At 67.8% G+C, this 23,738-nt stretch carries 26 protein-coding genes; 14 read left to right on the top strand and 12 right to left on the bottom strand.

Annotation, left to right across the window (positions count from 1 at the left end):
* Positions 1-143 precede the first annotated feature (143 nt).
* Genes OG203_RS32860 through OG203_RS32845 form a run of 4 tightly spaced genes read right to left on the bottom strand, consistent with a single transcriptional unit; the run spans position 144 to position 3,580 of the window.
* Positions 144-860, bottom strand: coding sequence for an ABC transporter permease (locus OG203_RS32860; RefSeq protein WP_405161107.1), 717 nt, complete (start codon positions 858-860; stop codon positions 144-146).
* Complete coding sequence (locus OG203_RS32855; protein ID WP_405161106.1) at positions 857-1,525, bottom strand: ABC transporter permease; 669 nt, start codon at positions 1,523-1,525, stop codon at positions 857-859. The genes OG203_RS32860 and OG203_RS32855 overlap by 4 nt, the downstream gene beginning before the upstream one ends.
* Positions 1,522-2,685 (bottom strand): ABC transporter ATP-binding protein, encoded by a 1,164-nt coding sequence (locus OG203_RS32850; RefSeq protein ID WP_405161105.1) that lies wholly within the window; start codon positions 2,683-2,685, stop codon positions 1,522-1,524. Before OG203_RS32850 ends, OG203_RS32855 begins: the two co-directional genes overlap by 4 nt.
* Positions 2,686-2,695: 10 nt before the next feature.
* Positions 2,696-3,580, bottom strand: coding sequence for an ABC transporter substrate-binding protein (locus tag OG203_RS32845; RefSeq protein WP_405168078.1), 885 nt, complete (start codon positions 3,578-3,580; stop codon positions 2,696-2,698).
* A gap of 245 nt (positions 3,581-3,825) precedes the next feature.
* Here OG203_RS32845 and OG203_RS32840 point away from each other — a divergent pair, with 245 nt between their 5' ends.
* Positions 3,826-4,719: an ABC transporter substrate-binding protein gene (locus OG203_RS32840; protein ID WP_405161104.1), complete on the top strand. Its 894-nt coding sequence runs from the start codon at positions 3,826-3,828 to the stop codon at positions 4,717-4,719.
* Between the two features lie 41 nt (positions 4,720-4,760).
* Positions 4,761-4,982 (top strand): hypothetical protein, encoded by a 222-nt coding sequence (locus OG203_RS32835; RefSeq protein WP_405161103.1) that lies wholly within the window; start codon positions 4,761-4,763, stop codon positions 4,980-4,982.
* A 9-nt stretch (positions 4,983-4,991) separates the two neighbouring features.
* Here the strand turns inward: OG203_RS32835 and OG203_RS32830 are convergent, their stop codons facing one another.
* The 4 genes from OG203_RS32830 to OG203_RS32815 form a co-directional block, all read right to left on the bottom strand.
* Positions 4,992-6,188, bottom strand: a complete 1,197-nt coding sequence (locus OG203_RS32830; protein WP_405161102.1) for an NADP-dependent malic enzyme — start codon at positions 6,186-6,188, stop codon at positions 4,992-4,994.
* A 504-nt stretch (positions 6,189-6,692) separates the two neighbouring features.
* On the bottom strand, positions 6,693-8,456 hold the full coding sequence (locus tag OG203_RS32825; protein ID WP_405161101.1) for an FAD-binding protein: 1,764 nt from the start codon (positions 8,454-8,456) through the stop codon (positions 6,693-6,695).
* Positions 8,457-8,552: 96 nt separating this feature from the next.
* Complete coding sequence (locus tag OG203_RS32820) at positions 8,553-8,819, bottom strand: hypothetical protein (protein WP_405161100.1); 267 nt, start codon at positions 8,817-8,819, stop codon at positions 8,553-8,555.
* Positions 8,816-9,670, bottom strand: a complete 855-nt coding sequence (locus OG203_RS32815) for a PHP domain-containing protein (protein ID WP_405161099.1) — start codon at positions 9,668-9,670, stop codon at positions 8,816-8,818. The genes OG203_RS32820 and OG203_RS32815 overlap by 4 nt, the downstream gene beginning before the upstream one ends.
* Before the next feature lie 61 nt (positions 9,671-9,731).
* On the opposite strand from OG203_RS32815, the gene OG203_RS32810 reads away from it, so the two are divergent.
* Complete coding sequence (locus OG203_RS32810; RefSeq protein ID WP_405161098.1) at positions 9,732-10,808, top strand: magnesium and cobalt transport protein CorA; 1,077 nt, start codon at positions 9,732-9,734, stop codon at positions 10,806-10,808.
* A 9-nt stretch (positions 10,809-10,817) separates the two neighbouring features.
* Here the strand turns inward: OG203_RS32810 and OG203_RS32805 are convergent, their stop codons facing one another.
* Genes OG203_RS32805 through OG203_RS32795 form a run of 3 tightly spaced genes read right to left on the bottom strand, consistent with a single transcriptional unit; the run spans position 10,818 to position 12,863 of the window.
* A complete protein-coding gene (locus OG203_RS32805; protein ID WP_405161097.1) occupies positions 10,818-11,399 on the bottom strand; it encodes a suppressor of fused domain protein in 582 nt (193 codons plus the stop codon).
* Positions 11,400-11,402: 3 nt separating this feature from the next.
* Entirely contained in the window at positions 11,403-11,894 is a 492-nt protein-coding gene (locus OG203_RS32800; RefSeq protein ID WP_405161096.1) for a general stress protein, read from the bottom strand.
* A gap of 18 nt (positions 11,895-11,912) precedes the next feature.
* On the bottom strand, positions 11,913-12,863 hold the full coding sequence (locus OG203_RS32795) for an HpcH/HpaI aldolase/citrate lyase family protein (protein ID WP_405161095.1): 951 nt from the start codon (positions 12,861-12,863) through the stop codon (positions 11,913-11,915).
* A gap of 63 nt (positions 12,864-12,926) precedes the next feature.
* Here OG203_RS32795 and OG203_RS32790 point away from each other — a divergent pair, with 63 nt between their 5' ends.
* The 9 genes from OG203_RS32790 to OG203_RS32750 all read left to right on the top strand — a co-directional run bounded on the left by OG203_RS32790 (position 12,927) and on the right by OG203_RS32750 (position 20,613).
* The gene (locus OG203_RS32790; protein ID WP_405161094.1) at positions 12,927-14,213 is read left to right on the top strand and encodes a magnesium transporter MgtE N-terminal domain-containing protein; all 1,287 of its coding nucleotides are present in this window, start codon (positions 12,927-12,929) and stop codon (positions 14,211-14,213) included.
* Positions 14,206-14,760 carry a DUF1003 domain-containing protein gene (locus tag OG203_RS32785; RefSeq protein WP_405161093.1) on the top strand — a complete coding sequence of 185 codons (555 nt, stop codon included), beginning with the start codon at positions 14,206-14,208 and terminating at the stop codon, positions 14,758-14,760. The genes OG203_RS32790 and OG203_RS32785 overlap by 8 nt, the downstream gene beginning before the upstream one ends.
* A 360-nt stretch (positions 14,761-15,120) precedes the next feature.
* Positions 15,121-16,308, top strand: a complete 1,188-nt coding sequence (locus OG203_RS32780) for a lytic murein transglycosylase (protein WP_405161092.1) — start codon at positions 15,121-15,123, stop codon at positions 16,306-16,308.
* 113 nt (positions 16,309-16,421) lie between these two features.
* Complete coding sequence (locus OG203_RS32775; protein WP_405161091.1) at positions 16,422-17,288, top strand: lytic transglycosylase domain-containing protein; 867 nt, start codon at positions 16,422-16,424, stop codon at positions 17,286-17,288.
* A gap of 19 nt (positions 17,289-17,307) precedes the next feature.
* Positions 17,308-18,444: an Mrp/NBP35 family ATP-binding protein gene (locus OG203_RS32770; protein WP_405161090.1), complete on the top strand. Its 1,137-nt coding sequence runs from the start codon at positions 17,308-17,310 to the stop codon at positions 18,442-18,444.
* Positions 18,445-18,516: 72 nt separating this feature from the next.
* Positions 18,517-18,837: a DivIVA domain-containing protein gene (locus tag OG203_RS32765; RefSeq protein ID WP_405161089.1), complete on the top strand. Its 321-nt coding sequence runs from the start codon at positions 18,517-18,519 to the stop codon at positions 18,835-18,837.
* A gap of 11 nt (positions 18,838-18,848) precedes the next feature.
* On the top strand, positions 18,849-19,442 hold the full coding sequence (locus tag OG203_RS32760) for a DNA-3-methyladenine glycosylase I (protein WP_405168077.1): 594 nt from the start codon (positions 18,849-18,851) through the stop codon (positions 19,440-19,442).
* A 141-nt stretch (positions 19,443-19,583) separates the two neighbouring features.
* Entirely contained in the window at positions 19,584-19,751 is a 168-nt protein-coding gene (locus tag OG203_RS32755) for a DUF3117 domain-containing protein (protein ID WP_011211259.1), read from the top strand.
* Complete coding sequence (locus OG203_RS32750) at positions 19,738-20,613, top strand: putative RNA methyltransferase (protein WP_405161088.1); 876 nt, start codon at positions 19,738-19,740, stop codon at positions 20,611-20,613. The genes OG203_RS32755 and OG203_RS32750 overlap by 14 nt, the downstream gene beginning before the upstream one ends.
* A 60-nt stretch (positions 20,614-20,673) precedes the next feature.
* Here OG203_RS32750 and glgA read toward each other — a convergent pair whose 3' ends face one another.
* Positions 20,674-21,831 carry a glycogen synthase gene (gene glgA / locus OG203_RS32745; protein ID WP_405168076.1) on the bottom strand — a complete coding sequence of 386 codons (1,158 nt, stop codon included), beginning with the start codon at positions 21,829-21,831 and terminating at the stop codon, positions 20,674-20,676.
* Positions 21,832-21,968: 137 nt separating this feature from the next.
* On the opposite strand from glgA, the gene glgC reads away from it, so the two are divergent.
* Together glgC and OG203_RS32735 are read left to right on the top strand one after the other, a co-directional pair.
* Positions 21,969-23,183 (top strand): glucose-1-phosphate adenylyltransferase, encoded by a 1,215-nt coding sequence (glgC, locus tag OG203_RS32740; RefSeq protein WP_405161087.1) that lies wholly within the window; start codon positions 21,969-21,971, stop codon positions 23,181-23,183.
* A gap of 44 nt (positions 23,184-23,227) precedes the next feature.
* Positions 23,228-23,728 (top strand): hypothetical protein, encoded by a 501-nt coding sequence (locus OG203_RS32735; RefSeq protein WP_405161086.1) that lies wholly within the window; start codon positions 23,228-23,230, stop codon positions 23,726-23,728.
* Positions 23,729-23,738 lie beyond the last annotated feature (10 nt).

Raw genomic sequence — 23,738 nt, 5'->3', positions numbered from 1 at the left:
CACGCTTAATATTCCTAGTGGAATATACGACGCGGAACAATCAGGCCGCAAGATCGGTCGATCGAGCAGAAAGGTGATCACAGGCACAGCGAACCGGCCCCGACATCAGTCGGGGCCGGGCTCGAAATGGATCTAGCGGCCGCTCAGTCGGCGGAACGAACGCTGAGGTCAGGGGCCGCCGGCAGGGCGTTGGCGCGCCGGAGCCGACCGGTGCCGGGGGTACTGGCCCAGACCGTGAGGGCGAGCAGCCCGTCGAGTGCCATGGCCAGCACGGCGACCAGCAGCGCGCCGACCAGGACGCGGTCGTACCGATAGAGGCTGATGCCGTCGAAGATGTAGCGGCCGAGCCCGCCGAGGTTGACGTAGGCCGCGATGGTCGCGGTCGCGATGACCTGCAGGGTGGCACCGCGCAGGCCGGTCAGCAGGATGGGCAGGGCGTTGGGCACCTCGACCCGGAACAGGATCTGGGTCTCGGTCATGCCCATGGCACGCGAGGCGTCGACGACATCGGCTGGGACATTGGCGATTCCGGCGTAGGCACCGGCAAGCAGCGGCGGAATGCCAACTGTCACAAGGGCGAGCAGCGGCGGGATCAGTCCGAGACCGAGACCGAGCACCAGAAAGGTGAGCAGGCCGAGCGTCGGCAGCGCCCGCATGGCGTTGGCGAAACCGACGAGCACGGCGGCGCCGCGCTTGGTGTGACCGATCACCAGACCGAGTGGCACCGCGACGGCGGCCGAAAGGACAATGGTGAGGAAGCTGTACCACAGGTGTTCGGCGATGCGGTGTTCGATGCCCGCGGGCCCGTTCCAGTTGGCGCCGTCGGTGAGATAGTGCCAAGCATCGATGAAAAGGTTCACGACGCACCACCTTTCGCCTTCGCGGACCTGGCGTCGGCGCGCACCCACGGCGTCGACCAGCGGCCGAGCGCGTACACGAGACGGTCGAAGATCAAGGCGAGCGCCAGGATCACGATGATGCCCGCGATGATCTCGTCCGGATAGTCACGCTGATAGCCCTGGGTGAACAGCTTGCCGACACCGCCGACCCCGATCAGCGCGCCGACCGAGACCATGGCGATATTGGTCACCACCACCACCCGCAGGCTGGACACGAAAACCGGGATGGCCAAGGGCATGTCGACGGTGAGCGTGCGCCGCAGCGAGCTGAATCCGACCGCGTCGGCGGCGTCGATCACCTCGGCGGACACCGAATCCAGTGCCGCTGGCACCGCGATCACCAGCAGCGCGGTCGAATACAGCGTCAGCGCGATGATCACGTTCAACGGGTCGATCGTCGAAATCCCGACCAGCGGCGGGATGATCACGAACAGCGCGAGCGACGGAATGGTGTAGGCCAGGCTCGCCGTGCTCACCGTCACCCGGCGCAGCCAGGAGACGCGACGAACCAACGCGCCCACCGGAATCGCGATCACCAGCCCGAGCGCCAGCGGCACCAGCGCAAGGTACAGATGGGTCTTGGTGAAACCCATGATCTCGGCGAAGTTGTCGATCAGGTACTTCACGTCGGCCCTCCGCCGCTCACTTCCTGTTCGAAGAAGTGTCTGTTGCGTTCGGCGTCCTCGACGGCCCGCTGGTCGGCGAGCTGTTGCAGTATCTCGGTGGCCAGTACACCGCCTCGAACAGCACCCGAATCATCAACGGCGACACCGACTCCTGAGGGCGAGGAGATCGCGGCGTCCAGCGCCTGACGCAGGTCACCGGTCGGCGTGAACAGCGACCCACCCGCGGAAGTGCTGTCCGCCAGCGAACGTCCACCGCGCACCGCCTCCACCCCGGTGACGTCGACCCAGCCGTGCGGCTTGCCATCCGCGTCGACGATCAGCACCCAGTCGCCACGATCCAACCGCAGCGCCGCAACCGCCTCGGCGGTGGCGGTCTGAATCTCGTGCAGCGGAACATCTTTCGCCGTTCGGAAGGACAGTCCGCGATAGCCGCGGTCCCGCCCGACGAAATCGGCGACGAAATCGGTGGCCGGTTGGGACAGCACGTGATCCGGTGCGTCGTACTGCTGCAGCACTCCACCCCGCCCGAACACCGCGACCCGATCGCCGAGGGTGATCGCCTCGTCGATGTCGTGCGTCACGAACACGATGGTCTTCCGCAATTCGGCTTGCAGCCTTTGCATTTCGCTCTGCAGTTCGGCCCGCACCACCGGGTCGACGGCGCTGAACGGTTCGTCCATCAGCAGTACCGGCGGGTCGGCGGCCAGCGCCCGCGCCACCCCGACGCGCTGTTGCTGCCCGCCGGACAGCTGGGCCGGATACCGGCTGGCCAGCGCCCGATCCAGGCCGACCCGATCGAGCACCTCCAGCGCCGCGGCGCGGGCGGCTTTGCGTGAATCACCGCGCAGCACCGGCACGGTCGCCACATTGTCGACGACCGTGCGGTGCGGCAGCAGTCCACCGCTCTGGATCACGTAACCGATACCGAGCCGCAGCTTTACCGGGTCGACCGTCGAAATGTCCTGTCCGGCAATGGTGATCGAGCCGGAACTGGGCGTGATCATTCGGTTGATCATCCGCATCGAGGTCGTCTTGCCGCAGCCGGACGGGCCGACGAACACGGTGAACGACCCGGAGTCGATGCGCAGATCGAGGTCGGTGACGGCGCGGGTGCCGTCCGGGTAGGTCTTACTGATACCGCGGAATTCGATATCGGACAACGGTTTTCTCCTACCCGGTCGGGGTGTTCAGCCCCTGCGCGGCCACCCAGGCCGCGGCCGCGGCCTTGGGCTCGGTCTTGCTGCTACCGGACACGGCCTCGTTCAGTTTGATCAGCTCCGCGGTGGTCAGCTTGGCCGAGGCGGCGTTGAGCACGTTCAGCGCCTTGTCGGTCTTCTTGGCCGCGTTGAACAGCGGGATCACGTTCTGCGCCGGGAAGTTGTGCTTCGGATCCGCCAGCACCACCAGGTTGTTCTGCGTGATGGCGGGCGAGGTGGTGAAGATGTCGGCCGCGGTCACCTGGCCCTCGACCAGCGCACGCACGGTGGCCGGCCCGCCGCCGTCGGCGATCGGCACGAAGTTGTTCGCGGCGATATCGAGGTTGTAGTTCGTCTTCAGGCCGGGCAGACCGCCGACGCGCTCCTGGAATTCCGCGGGCGCACCGAATTTCACCTCGGCGGAGTGCGCGGCCAGGTCCGCGATGGAGTGCAGATTCCAGCGCTCGGCGGTGGCCTTGGTGACCACGACGGCGTCGGAATCCTCGCCGGGCGCGGCGGTGCCGACGGCGAGATCGGAACCGAGTGCCTTGGTGAGCGCGCTGTCGACATCGGCGGCGCTGGTCGCGGTCGCGGTCTTGTCCAGGTACTGCAGCAGGTTGCCGTTGTATTCGGGGATCACCGAGATCGCGCACTGACGCACGGCCGGGACGTAGGCCTCCCTGCTGCCGATGTTCAGCTTGGTGTCGACCTTGAATCCGTTGACGCGCAACACCTCCGCGTATACCTCGGCGACGGTCTCGGACTCAGGGAAGTTCGCCGAGCCGACGGTGAGCCCGTCGCCGCTGCAGCTGCCCTTGCTGGCCAGTGGGTCGGAATTGCCGCACGCGGACAGGATCATGGCGACAGCCAATGCCGCGGCCGCGGCGATGAATCGGGTGGCGCGCAGCGCGAGCCGCAGCGCCGACCGACCGTGCCGCGCGGCATCGGGGGTGATCGAGGATTTCACTGGAGGTCCTTCCGGCATGACGGGCAGTGCGAGGTCCCGGGGCAACACAGCCACCGGTACATTCTGGGTGTCCATACTGCCCGCTTCAGGGTGTTCCTGTTAGCTCTGTCGGTCTCTCGGAGAGTTGGTGTCGCCGGATGGTGTTGCCCGCGTCGCTGCGGATGCTGGCTCGAGTACTGGTCGTCGCGACCGCCGCACTAGCCGTATCCTGCGGTAACGGTGATCAAGGCGCGCGGATCACGGTCGGCGCCGGCGATTCGACCGAGTCGGCGGTGCTCGCCGAAATATATGCGGGCGCGCTGGCGAGAATCGGCACGCGCACCTCGGTCGAGCCCCATTTGGGTGACCGCGCCGGCTATCTGGCCGCGCTCGACGCGGGCCGGGCCGACCTGATCGGTGAGCACAACGGCGCGCTGCTCGCCTACCTCGACAGCAAGGCCGCGGACCGCACACCGGACGACGTCCGCAAGGCGCTGAGCAAATCGCTGCCCGAGGGATTGGTTGTCACCGATGCCGCCGACGGCACCGACCTGCGGCCGAGGGTCGTGCTCAGCACCGAGGCCGCGACCCGCGACAACGTCAACGCCGTCGGCGATCTCACACCGCGCTGCGGCACGCTCACGCTCGGCGTCGCGCCCGTGCCGAACCTGATCGCCCTGCCGCCGACGCTGGAACGGGTGACGGACTGCGCCTTCGCCGCGACGGTGCCGTTCCCCGACGCCGCCGCATTGCGAAAGGCCCTGCTGGACGGGCAGGTTCAAGCGGGACTGCTGACCGGCCCACCCGCTGTCGTCCCCGGCTCGACCGACGGCCTGACGATCCTGTCCGACGACACCTACGCGGTGCGCGCCGAGAACGTGCTGCCCCTGTTCCGCAAGGGTGTGCTCGATGACCGTCAGATCAAGAAGCTGAATTACGTTGCGGGCGAACTGACCACCGACGATCTCGCCGCCATGATCCGCGATGTCAGGGACAACGGCGCCAAGCCTGCCGAGCTGGCCCGCAAGTGGCTCGATGATCACTCGCTGTGAACATCGCACCCATGGCACCGGATCTGGCTAACGTCTGAGCCGTGAGTATCAGATTCATCGGCGGCTACGTGGCGCTCGTGGCGATATTGCTGTTCGTCTGGGCGTCGCACCCGGACAAGAATCCCTTGTTCGTGGTGGCTCTGGTCTTCGCGCTGTGCGCGATGGTCGCCATGAACATCTGGATCCACGTATCGGCGCGCAAGCAGACCGATACGCGAAAGGCGCCAAGCCCCGGTCGGGACAAGACGCCTTCCAACGAGTGAACTAGCTTGTTACGCAACGCCTTCGGCGCGCGCTGCGGCCGCGACGGCTTCGGCGACCGCCGGGGCGACCCTCGGGTCGAGCGGGCTCGGCACGATCTTCTCCGGGCCGAGTTCATCGGCGACAACGCTGAGGATCGCGTCGGCGGCGGCGATCTTCATGCCCTCGGTGATGCGGCGCGCGCCCGCGTCGAGCGCGCCCTTGAACACGCCGGGGAAGGCGAGCACATTGTTGATCTGGTTCGGGAAGTCGCTGCGGCCGGTGGCGACGATCGCGGCGTACTTGCTCGCGACCTCGGGGTGGATCTCCGGGTCCGGGTTCGACATGGCGAACACGATCGACTCCGGCGCCATCGAGGCGATGAGCTCCTCGGCGATCAGGCCCGCGGACAGGCCGAGGAAGACGTCGGCGCCGTTGAGTGCCTCTGCCGCACCACCATTGAGCCCGCGCGGGTTGGTCCGGGTGGCCAGTTCGGCCTTCACGTCGTTGAGGTCGCTGCGCTCGCGGCTGATGATGCCCTTCGAGTCGAGCACGGTGACGTCCCGAACACCCGCGGCCAGCAGGATATTCGTGCACGCGACACCGGCCGCGCCCGCGCCGGACACCACGATCTTCATATTGTCGATGGCGCGACCCTGCACCTTGGCCGCGCCGTTGAGGGCGGCGAGCACCACGATGGCGGTGCCGTGCTGGTCGTCGTGCATGACCGGGCAGTCGAGCGCCTCGATGAGTCGCTTCTCCACCTCGAAGCAGCGCGGCGCCGAGATGTCCTCCAGGTTCACCGCGCCGAAGCTCGGGCGCAGCCGGATGATCGTCTCGACGATCTCGTCGACGTCCTTGGTGTCCAACACAATCGGGATCGAGTTGAGCCCGGCGAACTTCTTGAACAGCGCCGCCTTGCCCTCCATCACCGGCAGCGAGGCGCGCGGGCCGATATCGCCGAGGCCGAGCACCGCGGTGCCGTCGCTGACCACGACGACGAGTCGGTCGGTCCAGGTGTAGCGCTTGCAGAGCTCGGCGTCTTGCGCGATCGCGCGGCTCACCTGAGCGACGCCGGGGGTGTACGCGATCGACAGGTCGCGCTGGGTCTCCAGCGGCGAGCTGAGTTCTACCGAGAGCTTGCCTCCGAGATGTCCCGCGAAAATCTCGTCGTGGGTGATTTCGGAAAGACTTGCAGTGGCATTCGGTGCTTCAGTCACAGGTGACACGATTTCACTCCTGCTCGGGCCGGACAAACCGGGGGACGGTTACCGCCGGGTATATAGGTATAAGTGTTTATGGTCGCTGCACAGGCTCCGCTCCTGTGGATTCATTACGCTCATCGAGTGCGCTGACCGGTACGTTTCGCTGTTACGGCGGGTTACGAATACTCGTAGCCGATTTCGCTGACGTGGCGCGGCACTGATCCGCGGAGCGGGAGCCGGACGGGTGGGTCCGGACAGAACATGCGGCGTGATCCTCGGGTCGCGACGGTGCGTCGCGAGGCGGAGATCTCCGTAACTCCAGTACCCGGCGGTGGCTTAGGTAAGGAATCCGACACATTCTGCCAGCATGGTCCGCGACTTGCCAAACCGGTCGGATTCCGGCCGTGTCGCGCGTCGGTCGCCGGCCGAGTGCGGCCTCGCGCATTCGCGGCTCGCAAGCGTCTAAGCGACGGAATTACCGGGCGGTAAGGGAAAACTCGCACGTGGCAACGGCCGAGCGGTGAGTTGTCACAACGCGATCGGGTCGGCCGGTGTGAGCTGCTCGCCCGCCTCGTCCGCCGACCGGATCTCCGGCGCGTCCGGGATCGCCGCCGACCGTGCGCTCAACACCCCGGCCTCGCGGGAGTGCGGGACGGCCGGACCGCGTGCGTCGAGCACGAGGGTCTCGCGCCTGCCGCGCGGGAACGGCTCATGGACGGGCGCCACCGTTATCTCCGTGGCACCGACAACGCCCGCGTCGAGCGCCGCGATCTCCCGCGCGTCCGGGCGCACCCACACGTTGTCCAGTCCCCCCGACATCAACCGCACCCGCCAGTCCGCCTCGGCCCCAGGATGATCGGTGCGCCGATGCATGCCGCGACTCTCGGTGCGCGCCAGCGCGCTGTATTTGGTCCACCGCGCCACCGCGAGCAGGGCCGCCGCCTGCCTGGCCCGCAACCGGTCCAATCCGGTGCCGCCGAGGTCGAATTCGGCGCCTGGCCACATCGCGTCGAGTTCGCCGATGCTGTCGACCAGGCTGCCCGCGCTGCGCCAGTAGCTGCGCCGCAGCGGCAGCGTGTGTTCCTGCACGAGTCCGACCACCGCCCGGGGGTCGATCCGCGCCACCTCGCTGAGCCCAGCGCCGGGCACCTCACGCACCGGGCTGCGCCGGTCGGCCTTGCGCGCGTATCTGGCCGCGCCCGTGCCCGCCCACACGCCGGAGGCGATGGCCCACGCGCCGCCCTGACCGCCGAAGCCGCTGACCGCGCCGGTGATCGGTTCCCTGGTGGTCACATCGCCCGCGCCGAACAGCCCGCCGACTGTTGTCGCGCAGTCCGGGCCCGCGATGCGCAGGCCGCCGGTGCCGCGCACGGTGCCCTCGAGCACCGCCCGCAGCGGCACCCGCCTGGTGCGGTGATCGACCAGGCCCTGCTCGGCCAGCCAGCCGCGCATCGCGACGGGCACGTCATCGAGGGCAGCGAACACCCTGCGGCCGTCCGCGATCGCGGCGAACGCGGCGGCACGATGGCCTTCCAAGACCATGCCCGACTCGTCGTAGAGGGTGGCGAAGTGCAGTCCGAGGCCGGGCGTGGAGTGCGGCCGCACGGTCGGGCACGGACCGTTCACCACGGGTGTCAGGCCGTACGCGCTGGAGAACTCCATGCCCGACAGCTGGGCACCGGCCTCCGCGGCGAACAGCAGTCCATCGCCGGTGTCCACGTCGGTGCCTGCCCCGCCGGACAGGAACGCGCAGCCACCGGTGGCCACCACCACCGCGCCCGCGCGAATGGTCCAGGCCTGGAACTGGTTGTGCTGCTGTACCCCGGTCGCCCCGGCGACCTTGCCGTCGCGATCGATGAGCAGTTGCAGCGCCGGATGGTGATCGAGGATGTGCACACCCGCGTTGAGCACGCTGCGCCGCATCCTGCGCAGATAGCTGGCACCGTCCAGATACACCCGCAGCGAGGTGCCGTGGCCGGCGCCGGGGAATCGATAGCCCCAGCGGGCCAGCTGCTCGACGCGCAGGTGCGTCTCCTCCAGCACCCGATGCATCCAGTCCGGGTCGCCGAGTCCGCCGCCGTGCGTGTACCCGCGGTGCACTGCCTCGTCCCTGGCCGATCCGGGCGGGATGTTCCACAACGAGGTGGTGCCGTGGGCCGTTGGGCCGCTGGTGCCGCATCTGGCCTTGTCGGCGAGCACGACCCTGGCGCCGGTGGCGGCGGCGGATACGGCTGCCCAGGTTCCGGCGGGGCCACCGCCCAAAACCAGTACGTCCGTCTCGAGTTCCGCCACAAAGAGAAATGTTCGGCCACAATTCACAGAACCGCAACCATTAACGGAATATTTATCTGTGCCGTATTCGATCCGTTGTCAGCCGGGTGCCGACAATCAGCTCCACCACTGGGTCCACAGCAATAATCCGGCGACGACAAAAACAACCGCACATCCGGAAAAAGCGGCTAAACCCCGACGCTTATCCGAATAAATCTGTGCCGCAACGGCAATCACCGCGGACGCTACGTGCCACGTCACCGACGCACTGCCCGGACCGGGAAAGTCCCGCCGGGCCGCGACGACCGCGGTGCCGACGACGACGAGCATCAGCGCGACGGTTCCCGCTGCGATCATGCCACTCAGGCCACGCAGCACTTTCACGCGGCGATCACCGGCACGCCGGTCGCCTTGCCGACGAGGACCTCGAATTGCGCGGGGTCGGTGGTGAACTGACCGAGGTGGATGGTCTTGTTGCTGCCGTGGTAGTCCGACGAGCCGGTGGTGAGCAGGCCGAGTTCGGCGGCCAGGTCGGCGAGCACCGCACGGTCCTGCGCGGAATGGTCCGGGTGGTCGAGCTCGAGTCCGCCGAGCCCGAGCGCTGCCAGCTCCCTGATGTCGTCCAGGGCGAGCAGCCTGCCGCGCTTACGGGCCCGCGCGTGCGCGACCACGCTGACCCCGCCCGCGGTGGCGATCATCTCGACCGCGCGACGCAGCGGCGTGTCGGCCTTCTCCGCGTAGTACGGGCCGTGCGGTGCGAGCAGTTCCTCGAACGCCGCGTCGACGCTCGGCACCACGCCCGCCGCGACCAGTGCCCTGGCCAAGTGCGGACGGCCCGCGGACGGCCCGGCCGAGGCGAGCACGGCATCGGGATCGATCGGCAGCCCGTCGGCCACCATCCGCTCGGCCATCGCGCGCACCCGCTCGATCCGCTCGCCACGCAGCCGCTCGCGTTCGTCGGCGAAACTGCGGTCGGTCGGGTCGAACAGATAGGCAAGCAGATGCACCGGCACCGGCCAGCCGTCCTCGCCGAGGCCGACACACGACATCTCCATGCCGCGGACCAGGGTCAGGCCCGTCGGCAGCGCGTCGACGGCCTCGGTCCAGCCGGACGTCGTGTCGTGGTCGGTGATCGCGATGACGTCCAATCCGGCCGCCGCAGCGTTCCGTACCAGTTCGGCCGGGCTGTCGGTGCCGTCGGACGCGGTCGAATGGGTATGCAAGTCGATGCGCACGCCCTCAGTCTTACAGTGCGGACGGCGAGGGCCGCGCACGCAGGCGACGTAGCATCATGGCGTGCCAACGATTCCGCCGCTACCGTCGTTCCGCGGTGCCGGCCGCCAGGTCCGCGCGCTGCCGCGGATCCCGATCCCGACCGCACGGGCGATCGTCGACTGCGGCGTCTATGTCGAAGGACGGCGACTGCCAGGCAGATTCACGCACAAGGACGCGATGGCCGAGGTACAGAACCGAGGCACCGGGTTCGTCTGGGTCGGCCTGCACGATCCGGACGAGGCCCAAATGGCCGATATCGCCGCCACATTCGGCCTGCACGCGCTCGCGGCCGAAGACGCCGTCACGGCGCATCAACGCCCCAAGCTGGAACGCTACGACGACACGCTGGTGCTGGTGATGCGCACGGTCGCCTACGTCCCGCACGAATTGCACAGCATCAGCGAGATCGTGGAGACCGGCGAGATCATGGTCTTCACCGCGCCCGACTTCGTGGTGACCGTGCGGCACGGCGAGCACTCCGAACTGGCCTCGCTGCGCAAGGAACTGGAGGCCGATCCCGCGAAGATGATGTTCGGCACCGGCGCGGTGCTGCACGCGATCGCCGACCACGTGGTGGATTCGTATATCGGAGTGGCGCAATCGGTCGAGCTCGATATCGACGCGATGGAGGAAGAGGTCTTCACCCCGCGCAGCCAGGTCGCGATCGAGTCGATCTATCAGCTCAAGCGCGAGGTCGTCGAACTCCGCCGGGCGGTGAACCCACTCGCGGTCCCGCTCCAGTTGCTCGGCCACAAGCCGGATATCCCGCTGCCCAAGGAGATTCGGCGTTATATGCGGGACGTGGCCGACCACCACGCCGGTGTCGCCGAACGCATCAGCGACTTCGACGAGGCGTTGAGCGCGCTGATCAGTGCCGCACTCGCCAAGATCGGCGTGCAACAGAACACCGATATGCGCAAGATCTCGGCCTGGGTCGCGATCGCCGCGGTACCGACGATGATCGCTGGCATCTACGGCATGAACTTCACGCACATGCCAGGACTCGAAGTGACATGGGGCTTTTGGGCCGTGATCGTGGTCACCCTTGTCATCTGCTTCGGGCTGTTCGCCACCTTCCGGCACAACCACTGGCTGTAACGGGCCGAATTACAGGCTGGCAGCGCCTCTTTCGGGGTCACGCACGTCGATTCCCGCCTCGGCCCACGCATCTCGCAACGCCTGCGCCCCGCGCACCCGCACCCACGCCGCCTCGGTGGCGGTCACCGGCGTCACCGCGAAGTACCGCACCGGCTCGGCGGGCGCGGGCAGCACGACCTCGGGAATCTCGCTGTCCCCCAGTAACACCGCGCTGAACGGCGCGCCATGCCACATCGGCTCGCCCAGGTCCATCAGCGCATCGGCTTGCAGCACAACGCCTTCCACCGCGGGTGCGGCGGCGAGCACGCCGAGCGCCTTTGCCAGTCCCGAGCTCGCGCCCGCCGAGCCGCGCAGCGTGAGCACCAGCTCGGCCCTCGGCCCCTGCACCGGATCGGCAAGCAGCGCAGTGGGATCGCCCATCGGATGACGGGATCCGCCCACCGTGGCGTAGTGCACCAGCTCGCCGTCGACGATCCGCAGGATCTCGATCGGCTCCAACCCGAGGAACGTCACCGACGCCGAATCGACGCCGCTGGCCCGCACACCGAAATGGTCGAGCACACCGGTGCGGACCGTCGACACCACCTCCATGCGTCAGATGGCCAGCCGCGCAAGCATGTCCCGCGCCTGTTCCGCGGACTTCGGGTCGCACAGCACGTCATAGCGCCCGGCCACCAACTGCATGGTGGAGGCGAAGTCGCGCTGCCCCTTGGTCGCCGCGTACGGGATCGAGGTGGAGATCACGCCGAAGATGATGCCGCCGACCAGGCCGACCAGCAGCGGGCCGAACGCGCCGCTGGTGGTGAACAGGCTCAGCAGCAGGCCGAGGAACAGGCCGAGCCAGGCTCCGCTCACCACACCGCCACCGATGACCTTGCCCCACGTCAGCCGGTAGAGGACGCGCTCGACCTGCATGAGGTCGACGCCGACGATGGTCACGTCCTGCACCGGGAACTGCCCGTCGGCCAGGTAGTCGACGGCCTTCTGCGCCTCGGCATAGGTCGGATAGGAGCCGACCGGCCAGCCGGACGGCGGCGTCGGCAGGGCCTGCCTGGCGCGATTCGAGTTCCCCAAGGGATTCGTCATGTCTCTATTCTGCTATTTCTACCGGTTTTCCGGGGGTGTGAAACGCGTGGTCCGCGTCATTGTGGCGGCCCGGCCCTTCTCCGCGATCACCTTGGCCATCTTCGCACTCGCCTCATCGATCATCTCGTCGCCGAGCATGACCGCACCGCGGGCACCGCCCTCGGCCGAGGTGTGGAAGGCGTACGCGTCCAGAATCAGCTCGGCGCGGTCGTAGTCGGACTGACGCGGGCTGAAGATCTCGTTGGCGGCCTCGATCTGGCCGGGATGCAGCACCCACTTGCCGTCGAAACCGAGCGCCGCGGTGCGCGCGGCGGCCCGCTTGAAGCCGTCCGCGTCCCGAATCTGCAGGTACGGGCCGTCGATCGCCTGCAGGCCGTGCGCGCGGGCGGTGAGCAGGATCGTCATCAGGATGTGGTGATAAGCGTCACCGGTGTCGTAGCCCTCCGGCTGTTCGCCGACCACCAGGGTGCGCATGTTGATGCTCGCCATGAAGTCGGCCGGGCCGAACACCAGCGCCTGCACCCGCGGGCTCGCGGTGGCGATCTCGTCGATATTGCGCAGCCCCAACGCATTCTCGAGCTGTGGCTCGATGCCGATGCGGCCGACCTCGAGTCCGGTCGCCTTCTCCAGTTGGGTGAGCAACAGATCCAGCGCGCGCACGTGTCCGGCGTCGGTCACCTTCGGCAGCAGGATGGCGTCCAGCGCGGTGCCTGCGCCCTCTACGATGGTGATCACGTCCGTGTAGGTCCACTGGGTGGTCCAGTCGTTCACGCGGACCACCCGCAATTGTGATCCCCAGTCGGAATCGTTGAGCGCCGCCACGATATTCGCCCGCGCCTCGGCCTTCGCGGACGGTGCGACGGCGTCCTCCAGGTCGAGAAACACCTCGTCGACGGGCAGACCCTTGGCCTTCTCGATCATCTTTGTGCTGCTGCCAGGACAGGCGAGCACGGAACGGCGCGGCTTCAAGATCACTCCCGTCGATCGTGGTGTGGTACTTACACCCGCTCCCGAACCTCTAGCCTGGCAAGCATGGCAGCTACCAGGGTGTACGTCGCCAGGCTTGCCGGCCTGGTGGTGTTGGGGCCGGACGGCGAGTCTATCGGCCGGGTCCGCGATGTCGTCGTGGCCATCCGGTACGACCGCCAACAGCCCCGAATCCACGGCCTCGTCGTCGAATTGCCCACCCGGCGGCGCATTTTCGTGCCGATCCTGCGGGTCACCGCGATCGAGCCCGGCGTGGTGACGCTCAACACAGGGACGGTGAGTCTTCGTCGATTCCATCAGCGACCCGGCGAGATGCTCGCACTCGCGCAGATCGTGGATTCCTCGGTGCGCGTGGAGGATCCGGACCTGCCCGACCTCGCCGACGTGGATGTCGTCGTGGTCGATCTCGGCATGGAACAGGCCCGCACCAGGGATTGGCGGGTGACCAGGGTCGCCGTGCGCGGACATCGGCGGATCGGGCGCCGCCGCACCGTGCACGTGGTGGATTGGATCCATGTCTCCGGGCTGACCCCGAGGGATATCGACCGGCCTGGCCAAGAGGTCACCCAGCTGCTCGAGCAGTTCGAGGGCTTGCGCGCCGCCGACGTCGCACACCTGCTGCGCGAGCTACCGGAGAAACGCCGCCTCGAGGTGGCGGTCGCGCTCGATGACGAGCGACTCGCCGATGTGGTGCAGGAGCTGCCCGACGACGAGCAGGTCGACCTGCTCGGTCATCTCGAGGTACGGCGCGCCGCCGACGTGCTCGAGGCGATGGATCCCGACGACGCCGCCGACTTGCTCGGCGAGCTGCCGGTCAGCGAGGCCGAATCGCTGCTCGCGCTGATGGACCCGGAGGAGTCCGAACCGGTCCGCAGGCTGCTCGAGCATTCCCCGTACAGCGCGGGCGGCCTGATGACGCCGAAGCCGGTGATCCTCACGCCGTCCACCACGGTCGCCGAGGCGCTGGCGCGGGTGCGCAATCCCGATCTGACGCCGGCGCTGGCCTCCATGGTGTTCGTGGTCCGGCCGCCGACCTCGACACCCACCGGCCGATATCTCGGGTCGGTGCACATCCAGCGGCTGCTGCGGGAGCCGCCGGCCCATCTGGTCGGCGGCATCCTCGACGCGGGTCTGGCCCCGCTGCGTGCCGACGTCCCGCTTGCCGCGGTGACCCGCTATTTCGCGACCTACAACCTGGTCTGCGGCCCGGTGGTCGACGAGGAGAACCATCTGCTCGGCGCGGTCAGCGTCGACGACGTGCTCGATCATTTGCTACCCGATGACTGGCGCGACCAGGAAGAGCTACACGAAGGGATAGCCGGACATGATTGACAAGGTCGGCGGCGCGCGGCAGCGGCTGGAGACGCCGGTCGAGTCCCGGTTCCGCATCGATTGGGACGCGGACGCGCTCGCGCGCAGCAGCGAACGCGTCGCCCGCTTCCTCGGCACCGGCCGCTACCTGGCCATTCAGACGATCATCGTGATCGTTTGGATCGCGTTAAATGTGGGCGTCATCGCGTTGCGCTGGGATCCATATCCGTTCATTCTGTTGAATCTGGCGTTCTCTACCCAGGCCGCCTATGCCGCGCCACTGATCCTGCTCGCGCAGAACCGGCAGGACAACCGCGACCGGGTCGCGCTGGAAGAGGACCGGATGCGGGCCGCCCAGACAAAGGCGGACACCGAGTTCCTCGCCCGCGAACTCGCAGCATTGCGGATCGCGGTCGGCGAAGTCGCGACTCGCGACTATTTGCGCAGGGAATTGGAGGAGATGAAGGAGATACTCGAACGGATCGAGGGCACCAAGACACAGCGCAAGAAGAACTCCGGCCGAAAGCAGGCGCCAGCCCCGGTTTCACCGCCTGTAGCTGACGATTGACCGGAAATACCGAACAACTACCTGACTGGTGGGTAACCTGGACAGCGTTGTCCCGAGCGGCGCCGGGAAGGGGATGTCCCAGATAGCCGCTCACACGACGTAGAGGATTGGTGTGGCTGAATGCGTATATCTGCTCCGATAACCGTCTCGGCCCTGGTCGTAGCGGGTCTTGTCGCCACTGGCTCAGCCTCCGATCCCACAACGTCCACCGGCGCGCCCAAGGCACCAGAGGCTTTGCTGGCCGCTGCCACCAATCCCGCCGGATCGACAGATGCCGCGGGTAAGTCGAGCGAGACCGGACTGTCTAAGACAGTTGGACTACTCCCGGTGACCCAGGAGTCCCCCCGCAAACTTCGGGCAATGACTCCGTCCGACGGTTCGGCGCCATTCGCCGGGCGGGTGCCGCTGCAGGAGATCTCGCTGCCGCTGATCGGCGGCGCGCTCGGTATCCCGGAGATCGTGCTCGCCGCGTACCGCAACGCCGAACTCGCGCTGGAGTCCTCCGCGCCCGACTGCGGGTTGTCCTGGAGCTTGCTGGCGGGCATCGGCCGGATCGAATCGGGCCATGCCGGCGGCGGGCGCACCGACGCCGCGGGCACCACCGTCTCCCCCATCTACGGCCCCGCGCTGGACGGCACACTGCCGGGCAACGAGGTCATCAAGGCCGCGAGCGGCGGCTACGTGCGCGCGGTCGGGCCGATGCAGTTCCTGCCCGGCACCTGGGCCCAGTGGGCCGCCGACGGTAACGGCGACGGCGTCGCCGATCCGAACAATGTCTTCGACGCCGCGCTCGCCGCGGGCAAGTACCTGTGCTCGGGCGGGCTGAACCTGCGCGATCAGGGGCAAGAACTACAGGCCGTGCTGCGCTACAACAACTCGGCGGCCTACGCGGCCAACGTGCTCAGCTGGGCCGCGGCCTACCGCACCGGCGGCGCGCCGACCCAGGTGACCATCTCACCCGACCTGATCCCGCCGGGCAGCGCGCCCACCCAGATCCCGGACATGACAGCGGTCACCTACACGAACTCGACGCCGACCACGACGGCACCCTCGGCGCCGCAGACCACCACGACGACGCCGACGCCGACCGAGGTGATGATCACCATCCCCGGCCTGCCCCCGATCCCGTGCGGCATCTTCTGCCCGCCGCCGCCGAAGCCGCTCAATCCCTGTGAGCCCGCGCTGATTCCGGCCCCCATGCCGCGCCCTGGCGAGCAAGCTGAGCCCGCCGTCGTGCCGGGTGCACCCGCGCAGACCTTCGGCGCCGGAACGGCCGCACCGAAGGATCCCGCGCATCCGGACCAGCAGCCCGTCGCGCCGGTGTGCACGCCGCCGGATGCCGCCAAGCAGCAGGCGCAGCCACCACAGGCGCCCGCTCCCGCTCCCGCGCCCGACCAGCAGGCCGTGCAGACGCCCCAAACGCCGCCTACAGTCACAGTCGAGCCGACGCCATCCGCACCCTCCGCAGAAGTGACGCCGACCCCGCAGCCGGGCATCACATTGCCCTTCGGCATCGTGATTCCGCTGCCGCCTGCCCCGCAAGGCTGACGCCACACTCGAAGCAGGTCACGAAGCAGTAACAAAAAGGTCTCGAATGCGGTAGTCTCCTCTTCGTCAGATCACGAAGGGCTCATATCGAGCCGTTGGAGGGTCACCGCACAGTGGGGCGTCACCGAAAGCAACCAGCTGTCACCGTTAAGCGCAGCTCGGTTATCGCATTGACCGGATTGGTTCCCGCTGGACTGATGGCGTGCACCGCCGCGTCCAATGTGGGAAATGGGAGTCAGGCCGCAGCAGCGGTGGAACAGCACCTTCCGGGGGACGATCAGGACGAGCTGGGGGCCAAACCCGCGGCACTGATGACGGACCCGGGCGCAACGACCGAGTTCGCGGCCAACAAGATGGCCAAGCCGAGCGGTCCGCCGGTGGTGAAAAGCGTTGCGCTGGCGGAAGGTCGGCAGCTCGCGTCGCTGCCCGCCGGACCGATGGGCATGCCAGGCATCGCACTCGCGGCCTACCAGAACGCCGAACGCATCCTCGCCGAGGAGAACCCTGGCTGCGCCATGCCGTGGTCGATGCTCGCCGGGATCGGCCGCGTCGAATCCACGCACGCCTACGGCAAGGCCGACGCCGACGGCAATCCGCTCACCCCGGTCTACGGCCCGGTGCTCGACGGAAGCCTCTACGGCAACAACGTCGTTCGGGATACCGACGGCGGCGAGCTGGACGGCCTGGCCGGTTACGACCGCGCCATCGGCCCGATGCAGTTCCTGCCGCAGACCTGGAAGCGCTACGCCGCCGACGGCAACGGCGACGGCATCGCCGATCCACAGAACCTGTTCGACGCGGCACTGACCGCCGGAAAGTACCTGTGCGACGGCGGTTTGAACATGCGCGACCTCGCCCAGCAGTCCAAGGCGATCCTGCGCTACAACAACTCGATGGCCTACGTCGCCAACGTCATGGCGTGGGAAACCTCCTACGCCAATGGCGTCGCACCACGGGCCGGGGACCTGCCCCGAATTTGACACGCCTAAAATTCCTGCCATGCCAGTAGTTACGGAATCGGATGTGCGGGGCGCTCTCGCCAAGGTCGACGATCCGGAGATCCGCAAGCCGATCACCGAACTGGGCATGGTGAAGAGCATTGCGATCAATGCGGACAGCAATGTCCACATCGAGGTCTACCTGACAACGGCGGGCTGCCCGCTGCGCACCGAGATCATCCAGCGGGTCACCAAGGCCGTCGCCGACGTGTCCGGCGTCGGCGCGGTCACCGTCGACCTCGACGTGATGAACGACGAGCAGCGCACCAACCTGCGCAAGCAGCTGCGCGGCGACTCGGCCGACCCGGTCATCCCGTTCGCCCAGCCCGGCTCGCTGACCCGCGTGTACGCGGTCGCGTCCGGCAAGGGCGGCGTCGGAAAGTCCAGCGTCACAGTCAATCTCGCCGCCGCCATGGCCGCGCGCGGCCTCTCGGTCGGCATCCTGGACGCCGACATCTACGGCCACTCGATCCCGCGCATGCTCGGCACCGACGCCCGGCCGACCCAGGTCGAGAAGATGATCATGCCGCCGCAGGCGCACGGCGTGAAGATGATCTCGATCGCGCAGTTCACCCAGGGCAATACGCCCGTGGTGTGGCGCGGCCCGATGCTGCACCGGGCACTGCAGCAGTTCCTCGCCGACGTGTTCTGGGGCGATCTGGACGTGCTGCTGCTCGACCTGCCGCCCGGCACCGGCGATATCGCCATCTCGATCGCCCAGCTCATCCCCGGCGCGGAGATCCTCGTCGTCACCACCCCGCAGATCGCCGCCGCCGAGGTGGCCGAGCGCGCGGGCGCCATCGCGCTGCAGACCCGGCAGCGGATCGCGGGCGTGGTGGAGAACATGTCCTGGCTCGACCTGCCCGACGGCAGCCGGATGGAGCTCTACGGTTCCGGCGGCGGTCAGGTGGTCGCCGACCGTCTCACCCGCGCCGTCGGCGCCGACGTGCCACTGCTCGGGCAGGTGCCGATCGAACAGGCCGTGCGCGAGGCGGGCGACGACGGCACGCCGATCGTGCTGCGCGACCCCGACTCCCCCGCCGCCAAGGCGCTGCTCTCGGTCGCCGACAAACTCGCCGTCCGCCGCCGCGGCCTGGCGGGCATGTCGCTGAACATCGACACGACACGCCACGGGTAGTCGGAACTCGACGACCGATTTCCGCGTGGAGGTTGTTCGCTAGCTGTCGGTGGGTGGCAATAAGCTCGGGGCATGCTCACGTTGCTGCTGTACGTGCTGATCGTCGGTCTCGTCGCCGCGGTGCTGTTCCTGCTCGCCAGTGCGGTATTCGGGCGGGCCGAGGAGCTCGGCCCGCTACCGGAGGGGACAACGGCGACCGTGCTGCCCGCCGAGGCGATCTCCGGCGCCGACGTCAGGGCGCTGCGATTCCAGCAGGTGGTGCGCGGCTACAAGGCGGCGGAGGTGGATTGGACGCTGGCCAGGCTCGCCGCCAGGATCGACGAGCTACAACATCAACTGGCCGAGGCGCAGGCCGCGCGCTGGCAGACCCCGGTCGCACCGGAACCGAAATGAGCCGGGCCGACATGACGGTCGCCGAGGACGACGGCCGGATCCGTTGTCCATGGCCGCTGGAGACCAAGCTGTACCGCGACTATCACGACTTCGAGTGGGGCAAGCCATTACACGGCGACGACGCGCTCTTCGAGCGACTGTGCCTCGAGGCATTCCAGTCGGGGCTGTCGTGGATCACCATCCTGCGCAAGCGGCCCGCGTTCCGGGCCGCGTTTGCCGGATTCTCGATCGAGCGCGTCGCCGAGTTCGGCGAGGCCGATGCGGCGCGCCTGCTCGCCGACACGGGCATCGTGCGCAACCGGCTGAAAATCGAGGCCGCGATCAGCAACGCCCGGGTTGCCCGCGATCTCGATATCGGACTGGACACGCTGCTCTGGTCGTTCGCGCCCGCGCAACGACCGCGCCCGGAAACCGGTGCGGACGTGCCCGCCAGCACACCCGAATCCATAGCTCTTGCAAAAGAATTGAAGCGGCGCGGGTTTCGGTTCGTTGGTCCGACAACGGCCTACGCCTTGATGCAGGCGACCGGGATGGTAGACGATCACCTGGCCGATTGCTGGGTCGGTAGTGACGTGTCCGACACAGTCCGACCGGTCACTTTTTGAACTCAGGTATCCGTCCACATCCGCGATAGGGAAGAATGGGACAGGTGTAGCTCGCCAAATGCCGGCGAGCTCGCTGGTTGGTGACAACTGGAGTTCCAAGAAAGTGCGCAGCATATCGCGCAGATCTGGAGGGAGCAGAGGATGGCGGCCATGAAGCCCCGTACCGGGGACGGTCCCCTCGAGGCAACCAAGGAAGGGCGTGGAATCGTCATGCGGGTTCCACTCGAGGGTGGCGGGCGTTTGGTCGTCGAACTCACGCCGGACGAGGCCGCGGCGCTCGGCGACGAACTGAAGAGTGTCACCAGCTGATACCTCAGCGCTGGCCGCTGTGGCCGGTCTGCTGGCTTGCCCGGAATGCGCGCTCGAACTCGAGCCGCGTGATCGGGTGCTGCGGTGTGGACACGGGCACAGTTTCGACATCGCCAAGCAGGGCTATGTCAGCCTGCTGACCGGCGCGTCGACCAAAATGACCGGTGATACCGCGGCCATGCTGGACGCGCGTGCCGCCTTTCAAGGTGGGGGACATTTCGCACCGATCGCCGCCGCGACAGCAGAGGCGGTCGGGCCGGACGAGCATGCGTCCGGCACAGTGCTGGAGGTGGGCGCGGGCACCGGCTACTACCTGGCCGGTGCGCTCGACGCCGCACCTTCGACCCGTGGCATCGCGCTGGACGTGGCCAAACCGGCCGCCAAGCGCTGTGCCCGCGCTCATCCACGGGCCGCCTCGGTACTCGCCGACGCCTGGCGCGGGCTGCCCGTGCGCGACGGCACCCTGCGCGCCGTGCTGTCGGTGTTCGCGCCGCGCAATCCGGCCGAGGTCGCCCGCGTGCTCGTCGAGGACGGCAGGTTCGTCGTCGCCACCCCCACCGAACGCCACCTGCGCGAATTGATCGGCCCGCTCGGCATGGTGACGGTCGACCCCGACAAGGATCGCCGACTCGACACGGCCATGTCCGGCCACTTCACCGCGGTCGACCGCGTACTGGTCGAGTATCCGATGAAACTCACGAGAACCGACGTCGCGAACGTCGTCGGCATGGGCCCCTCCGCCCACCACGCGGCCACCGAGGACCCGCGCATCGCCGCCCTCCCCGACACCACCGAGGTCACCGCCTCGGTCCTGGTCTCCACCTACCTGAAAACCCATCGAGGCGAGTCATATGGTCGCTAAACGATCTTCATCAGCGACCATATGACTCGCCTCGATGGGTGGGCTCGGCAGCGGCCCGGGTCAGAGTTTGCGGACCTGGTCGTAGACGCCGACGGTCTGGGCGGCGATCTGGGACCAGTCGAATTCGGCGATGGCGCGGGCTCGTCCGGCGGCGCCGAACTCGGCGGCCAGCGCGGGGTCTCCGGCGACCTCGTTGATGGCCGAGGCCAAGGCCCGCTCGTACTCCTCGGGCGCGTTCGGGTCGTAGTGCACCAGGCGGCCGGTGCTGCCGTCGACGACCACCTCGGGGATGCCGCCGACGTCAGAGGCGACCACCGCGGTCGCGCACGCCATCGCCTCCAGGTTCACGATGCCGAGCGGCTCGTACACCGACGGGCAGACGAACACCGTCGCGGCGGCCAGGATCTGCCGGATCTGCTCGGTGGGCAGCATCTCGCGCACCCAGAACACATTGCCTCGACCGCGCTGCAATTCCTCGACCGCGGCGGCCGTCTCCGCTTCCAGCTCCTTGGTGTCCGGCGCGCCCGCGCACAGCACCAGTTGGATGTCCTTGTCGAAGTCGCGGGCCGCGGCGAGTAGATGCCCGACGCCCTTCTGCCGGGTGATCCGCCCGACGAACGCCACCATCGGCCGGTCCGTCCGCACGCCTAGGACGGCGAGCACGGGCCGCGCGCCCGCCGCGACCGGTCCCGGGTACCACATGCCGGCGTCGATGCCGTTGTGCACGACGTGCACCCGGTCCGGGTCGACGGCGGGATAGGCGTCGAGCACGTCGTGGCGCATACCCTCGCTCACCGCGATGATCGCGTCCGCGTGCTCGACCGCGTTGCGTTCCGACCAGGAGGAGAGCCGATAGCCGCCGCCGAGCTGTTCGGCCTTCCACGGCCGTCGTGGTTCCAGCGAATGCGCGGTCAGCACGTGCGGTATGCCGTAGAGCGTGGCCGCGAGGTGCCCGGCCAGGCCGGTGTACCAGGTGTGTGAATGCACGACGTCGACCTGCCCGGCGGCATCGGCCATGCGCAGCTGTGCGGACATCATCTGCAGGGCAGCGTTGGCGGCGTAGAGCTGCGGATCCGGTTGGTGCACCACGGCATCGGTGCGCGCGACACCCATGCAATGCACGGTGATCTCACACAGTCGGCGCAGCTGCGCGGTCAACTGCGTCACGTGTACCCCGGCTCCGCCGTATACCTCGGGTGGGTACTCGCGGGTCAGCATCGCGACCCGAAGCCGGTCCCGCGGGCCGGAATCCGCCGTCGAGCGCCCGGTGTCCGTGCCGAAACTCACCAGGTTCAAAGTAGACGTTCACCTCCGCTGGGGCCACTCGCGCGGCGGTTACCCGGTAGTTTGGCAGTGTGAGGAGCCAGCCGCACGTACTCGGGATCGTGCTCGCCGGTGGCGAGGGCAAGCGACTCTTTCCACTCACGGCGGACCGCGCCAAACCGGCGGTGCCCTTCGGTGGCGCGTACCGACTGATCGATTTCGTCCTCAGTAACCTGGTCAACGCGGGTTTCCTGCGCTTGTGCGTGCTCACCCAGTACAAGTCGCATTCGCTGGACCGGCACATCTCGCAGACCTGGCGGCTGTCCGGTTTCGGGGGCGAATACATCACTCCGGTGCCCGCGCAGCAGCGGCTCGGGCCGCGCTGGTACACCGGAAGCGCCGACGCGATCATGCAGTCGCTGAACCTGATCTATGACGAAGACCCCGACTACATCGTGGTTTTCGGCGCCGATCACGTGTACCGGATGGATCCGGAGCAGATGGTCAACCATCACATCGAGTCCGGTGCCGGTGTCACTGTCGCCGGTATCCGGGTGCCGCGCAGCGAGGCGAGCGCGTTCGGCTGCATCGACTCCGACGAGTCCGGCTTGATCACCCAGTTCCTGGAGAAGCCCGCGCACCCGCCCGGCACGCCCGATGATCCCAATGTCACTTTTGCGTCAATGGGCAACTACGTCTTCACCACCAAGGTGCTGGTGGATTCGATCAAGGCCGACGCGGACAACTCCGATTCCGATCACGACATGGGCGGCGACATCATCCCGTCGCTGGTCGCCGCAGGCCAGGCCGGGGTATACGACTTCGCCGACAACGACGTGCCAGGCGCGACCGAACGCGACCGCGGCTACTGGCGCGACGTCGGCACCATCGACGCCTTCTACGATGCGCACATGGACCTGGTCTCCGTGCACCCCGTCTTCAATCTGTACAACCGGCACTGGCCGATCCGCGGCGCCGCCGAGAACCTGCCGCCCGCCAAGTTCGCCCAGGGCGGCCTCGCGCAGGAATGCATCGTCGGCGCGGGCAGCATCCTGTCGGCGGCCACGGTGCGCAACTCGGTACTCAGCTCCAACGTGGTGATCGATGACGGCGCGACCGTCGAGGGCAGCGTGCTCATGCCGGGTGTGCGAGTCGGCCGCGGCGCGGTGGTGCGCCGGGCCATCCTGGACAAGAACGTGGTCGTCGGCGAGGGCGAGATCATCGGCGTCGACCTGGCGCGCGACCGCGAGCGGTTCGCCGTGAGCAATGGCGGGGTCGTCACTGTCGGCAAGGGCGTTTGGGTGTAGCGAAACGTTGGACAGCGGGCCGCCCGGCCCGGAAGATAGGTCCTATGATCAGGCGCGCACAGTCCGATCCCGCGCTGAAACAGGTTCGCGCACTGACTGCTTCGCTCGATATGCCGCGGCCGTGGCGGCTGCAGACCTTCGTCGATCATGTCGCGACGTCGCTCGGCAAGCCGATCATCCTGTTCCCGCAACCCGATCTGACGGCCGAGGGTTTTCCGTGCGGGGTGGTCATCGAGCGCCCGGACAGTTTCGTTGTCGCCTATGACGCGGCGAGCTCCGGCTATCACACCGATCACATCGTGCTGCACGAAATCGCGCACCTGCTGCTCGACCACGCGGGCTATGTCTCCCCGGCGTCTCGTCATCGAACGCTGAAGCAGTTGTTCACCGAGATCGACACGGACGTGGTGCTTCGCGTGCTGGCGCGCACCGACTACGACGACATCCTGGAGAGCCAGGCGGAACTGTTCGCGTCCCTGGTGATGTCCGAAACCGATGCTCCCCGTTCGGGTTCCGTGCTCGGCCGGGCGATCTTTCAACGTTAGCGGCGTGCGC

The sequence above is a fragment of the Nocardia sp. NBC_01499 genome, assembly GCF_045040275.1.
Classification (GTDB): domain Bacteria; phylum Actinomycetota; class Actinomycetes; order Mycobacteriales; family Mycobacteriaceae; genus Nocardia.
Note: the sequence above shows the minus strand (reverse complement) of the source record. Positions and strands in the feature narration are given on the sequence as shown.

Excerpts from the sequence above, each read along its gene's own strand:
- OG203_RS32765 (WP_405161089.1), top strand. The coding sequence starts at position 18,517 with ATGCTCACGTTGCTGCTGTACGTGCTGATCGTCGGTCTCGTCGCCGCG.
- OG203_RS32735 (WP_405161086.1), top strand. The coding sequence starts at position 23,228 with ATGATCAGGCGCGCACAGTCCGATCCCGCGCTGAAACAGGTTCGCGCA.
- OG203_RS32790 (WP_405161094.1), top strand. The coding sequence starts at position 12,927 with ATGGCAGCTACCAGGGTGTACGTCGCCAGGCTTGCCGGCCTGGTGGTG.
- OG203_RS32755 (WP_011211259.1), top strand. The coding sequence starts at position 19,584 with ATGGCGGCCATGAAGCCCCGTACCGGGGACGGTCCCCTCGAGGCAACC.
- OG203_RS32760 (WP_405168077.1), top strand. The coding sequence starts at position 18,849 with ATGACGGTCGCCGAGGACGACGGCCGGATCCGTTGTCCATGGCCGCTG.
- OG203_RS32800 (WP_405161096.1), bottom strand. The coding sequence starts at position 11,894 with ATGACGAATCCCTTGGGGAACTCGAATCGCGCCAGGCAGGCCCTGCCG.
- OG203_RS32780 (WP_405161092.1), top strand. The coding sequence starts at position 15,121 with ATGACTCCGTCCGACGGTTCGGCGCCATTCGCCGGGCGGGTGCCGCTG.
- OG203_RS32770 (WP_405161090.1), top strand. The coding sequence starts at position 17,308 with ATGCCAGTAGTTACGGAATCGGATGTGCGGGGCGCTCTCGCCAAGGTC.
- OG203_RS32840 (WP_405161104.1), top strand. The coding sequence starts at position 3,826 with ATGGTGTTGCCCGCGTCGCTGCGGATGCTGGCTCGAGTACTGGTCGTC.
- OG203_RS32785 (WP_405161093.1), top strand. The coding sequence starts at position 14,206 with ATGATTGACAAGGTCGGCGGCGCGCGGCAGCGGCTGGAGACGCCGGTC.
- OG203_RS32805 (WP_405161097.1), bottom strand. The coding sequence starts at position 11,399 with ATGGAGGTGGTGTCGACGGTCCGCACCGGTGTGCTCGACCATTTCGGT.
- glgA (WP_405168076.1), bottom strand. The coding sequence starts at position 21,831 with ATGCTGACCCGCGAGTACCCACCCGAGGTATACGGCGGAGCCGGGGTA.
- OG203_RS32845 (WP_405168078.1), bottom strand. The coding sequence starts at position 3,580 with ATGATCCTGTCCGCGTGCGGCAATTCCGACCCACTGGCCAGCAAGGGC.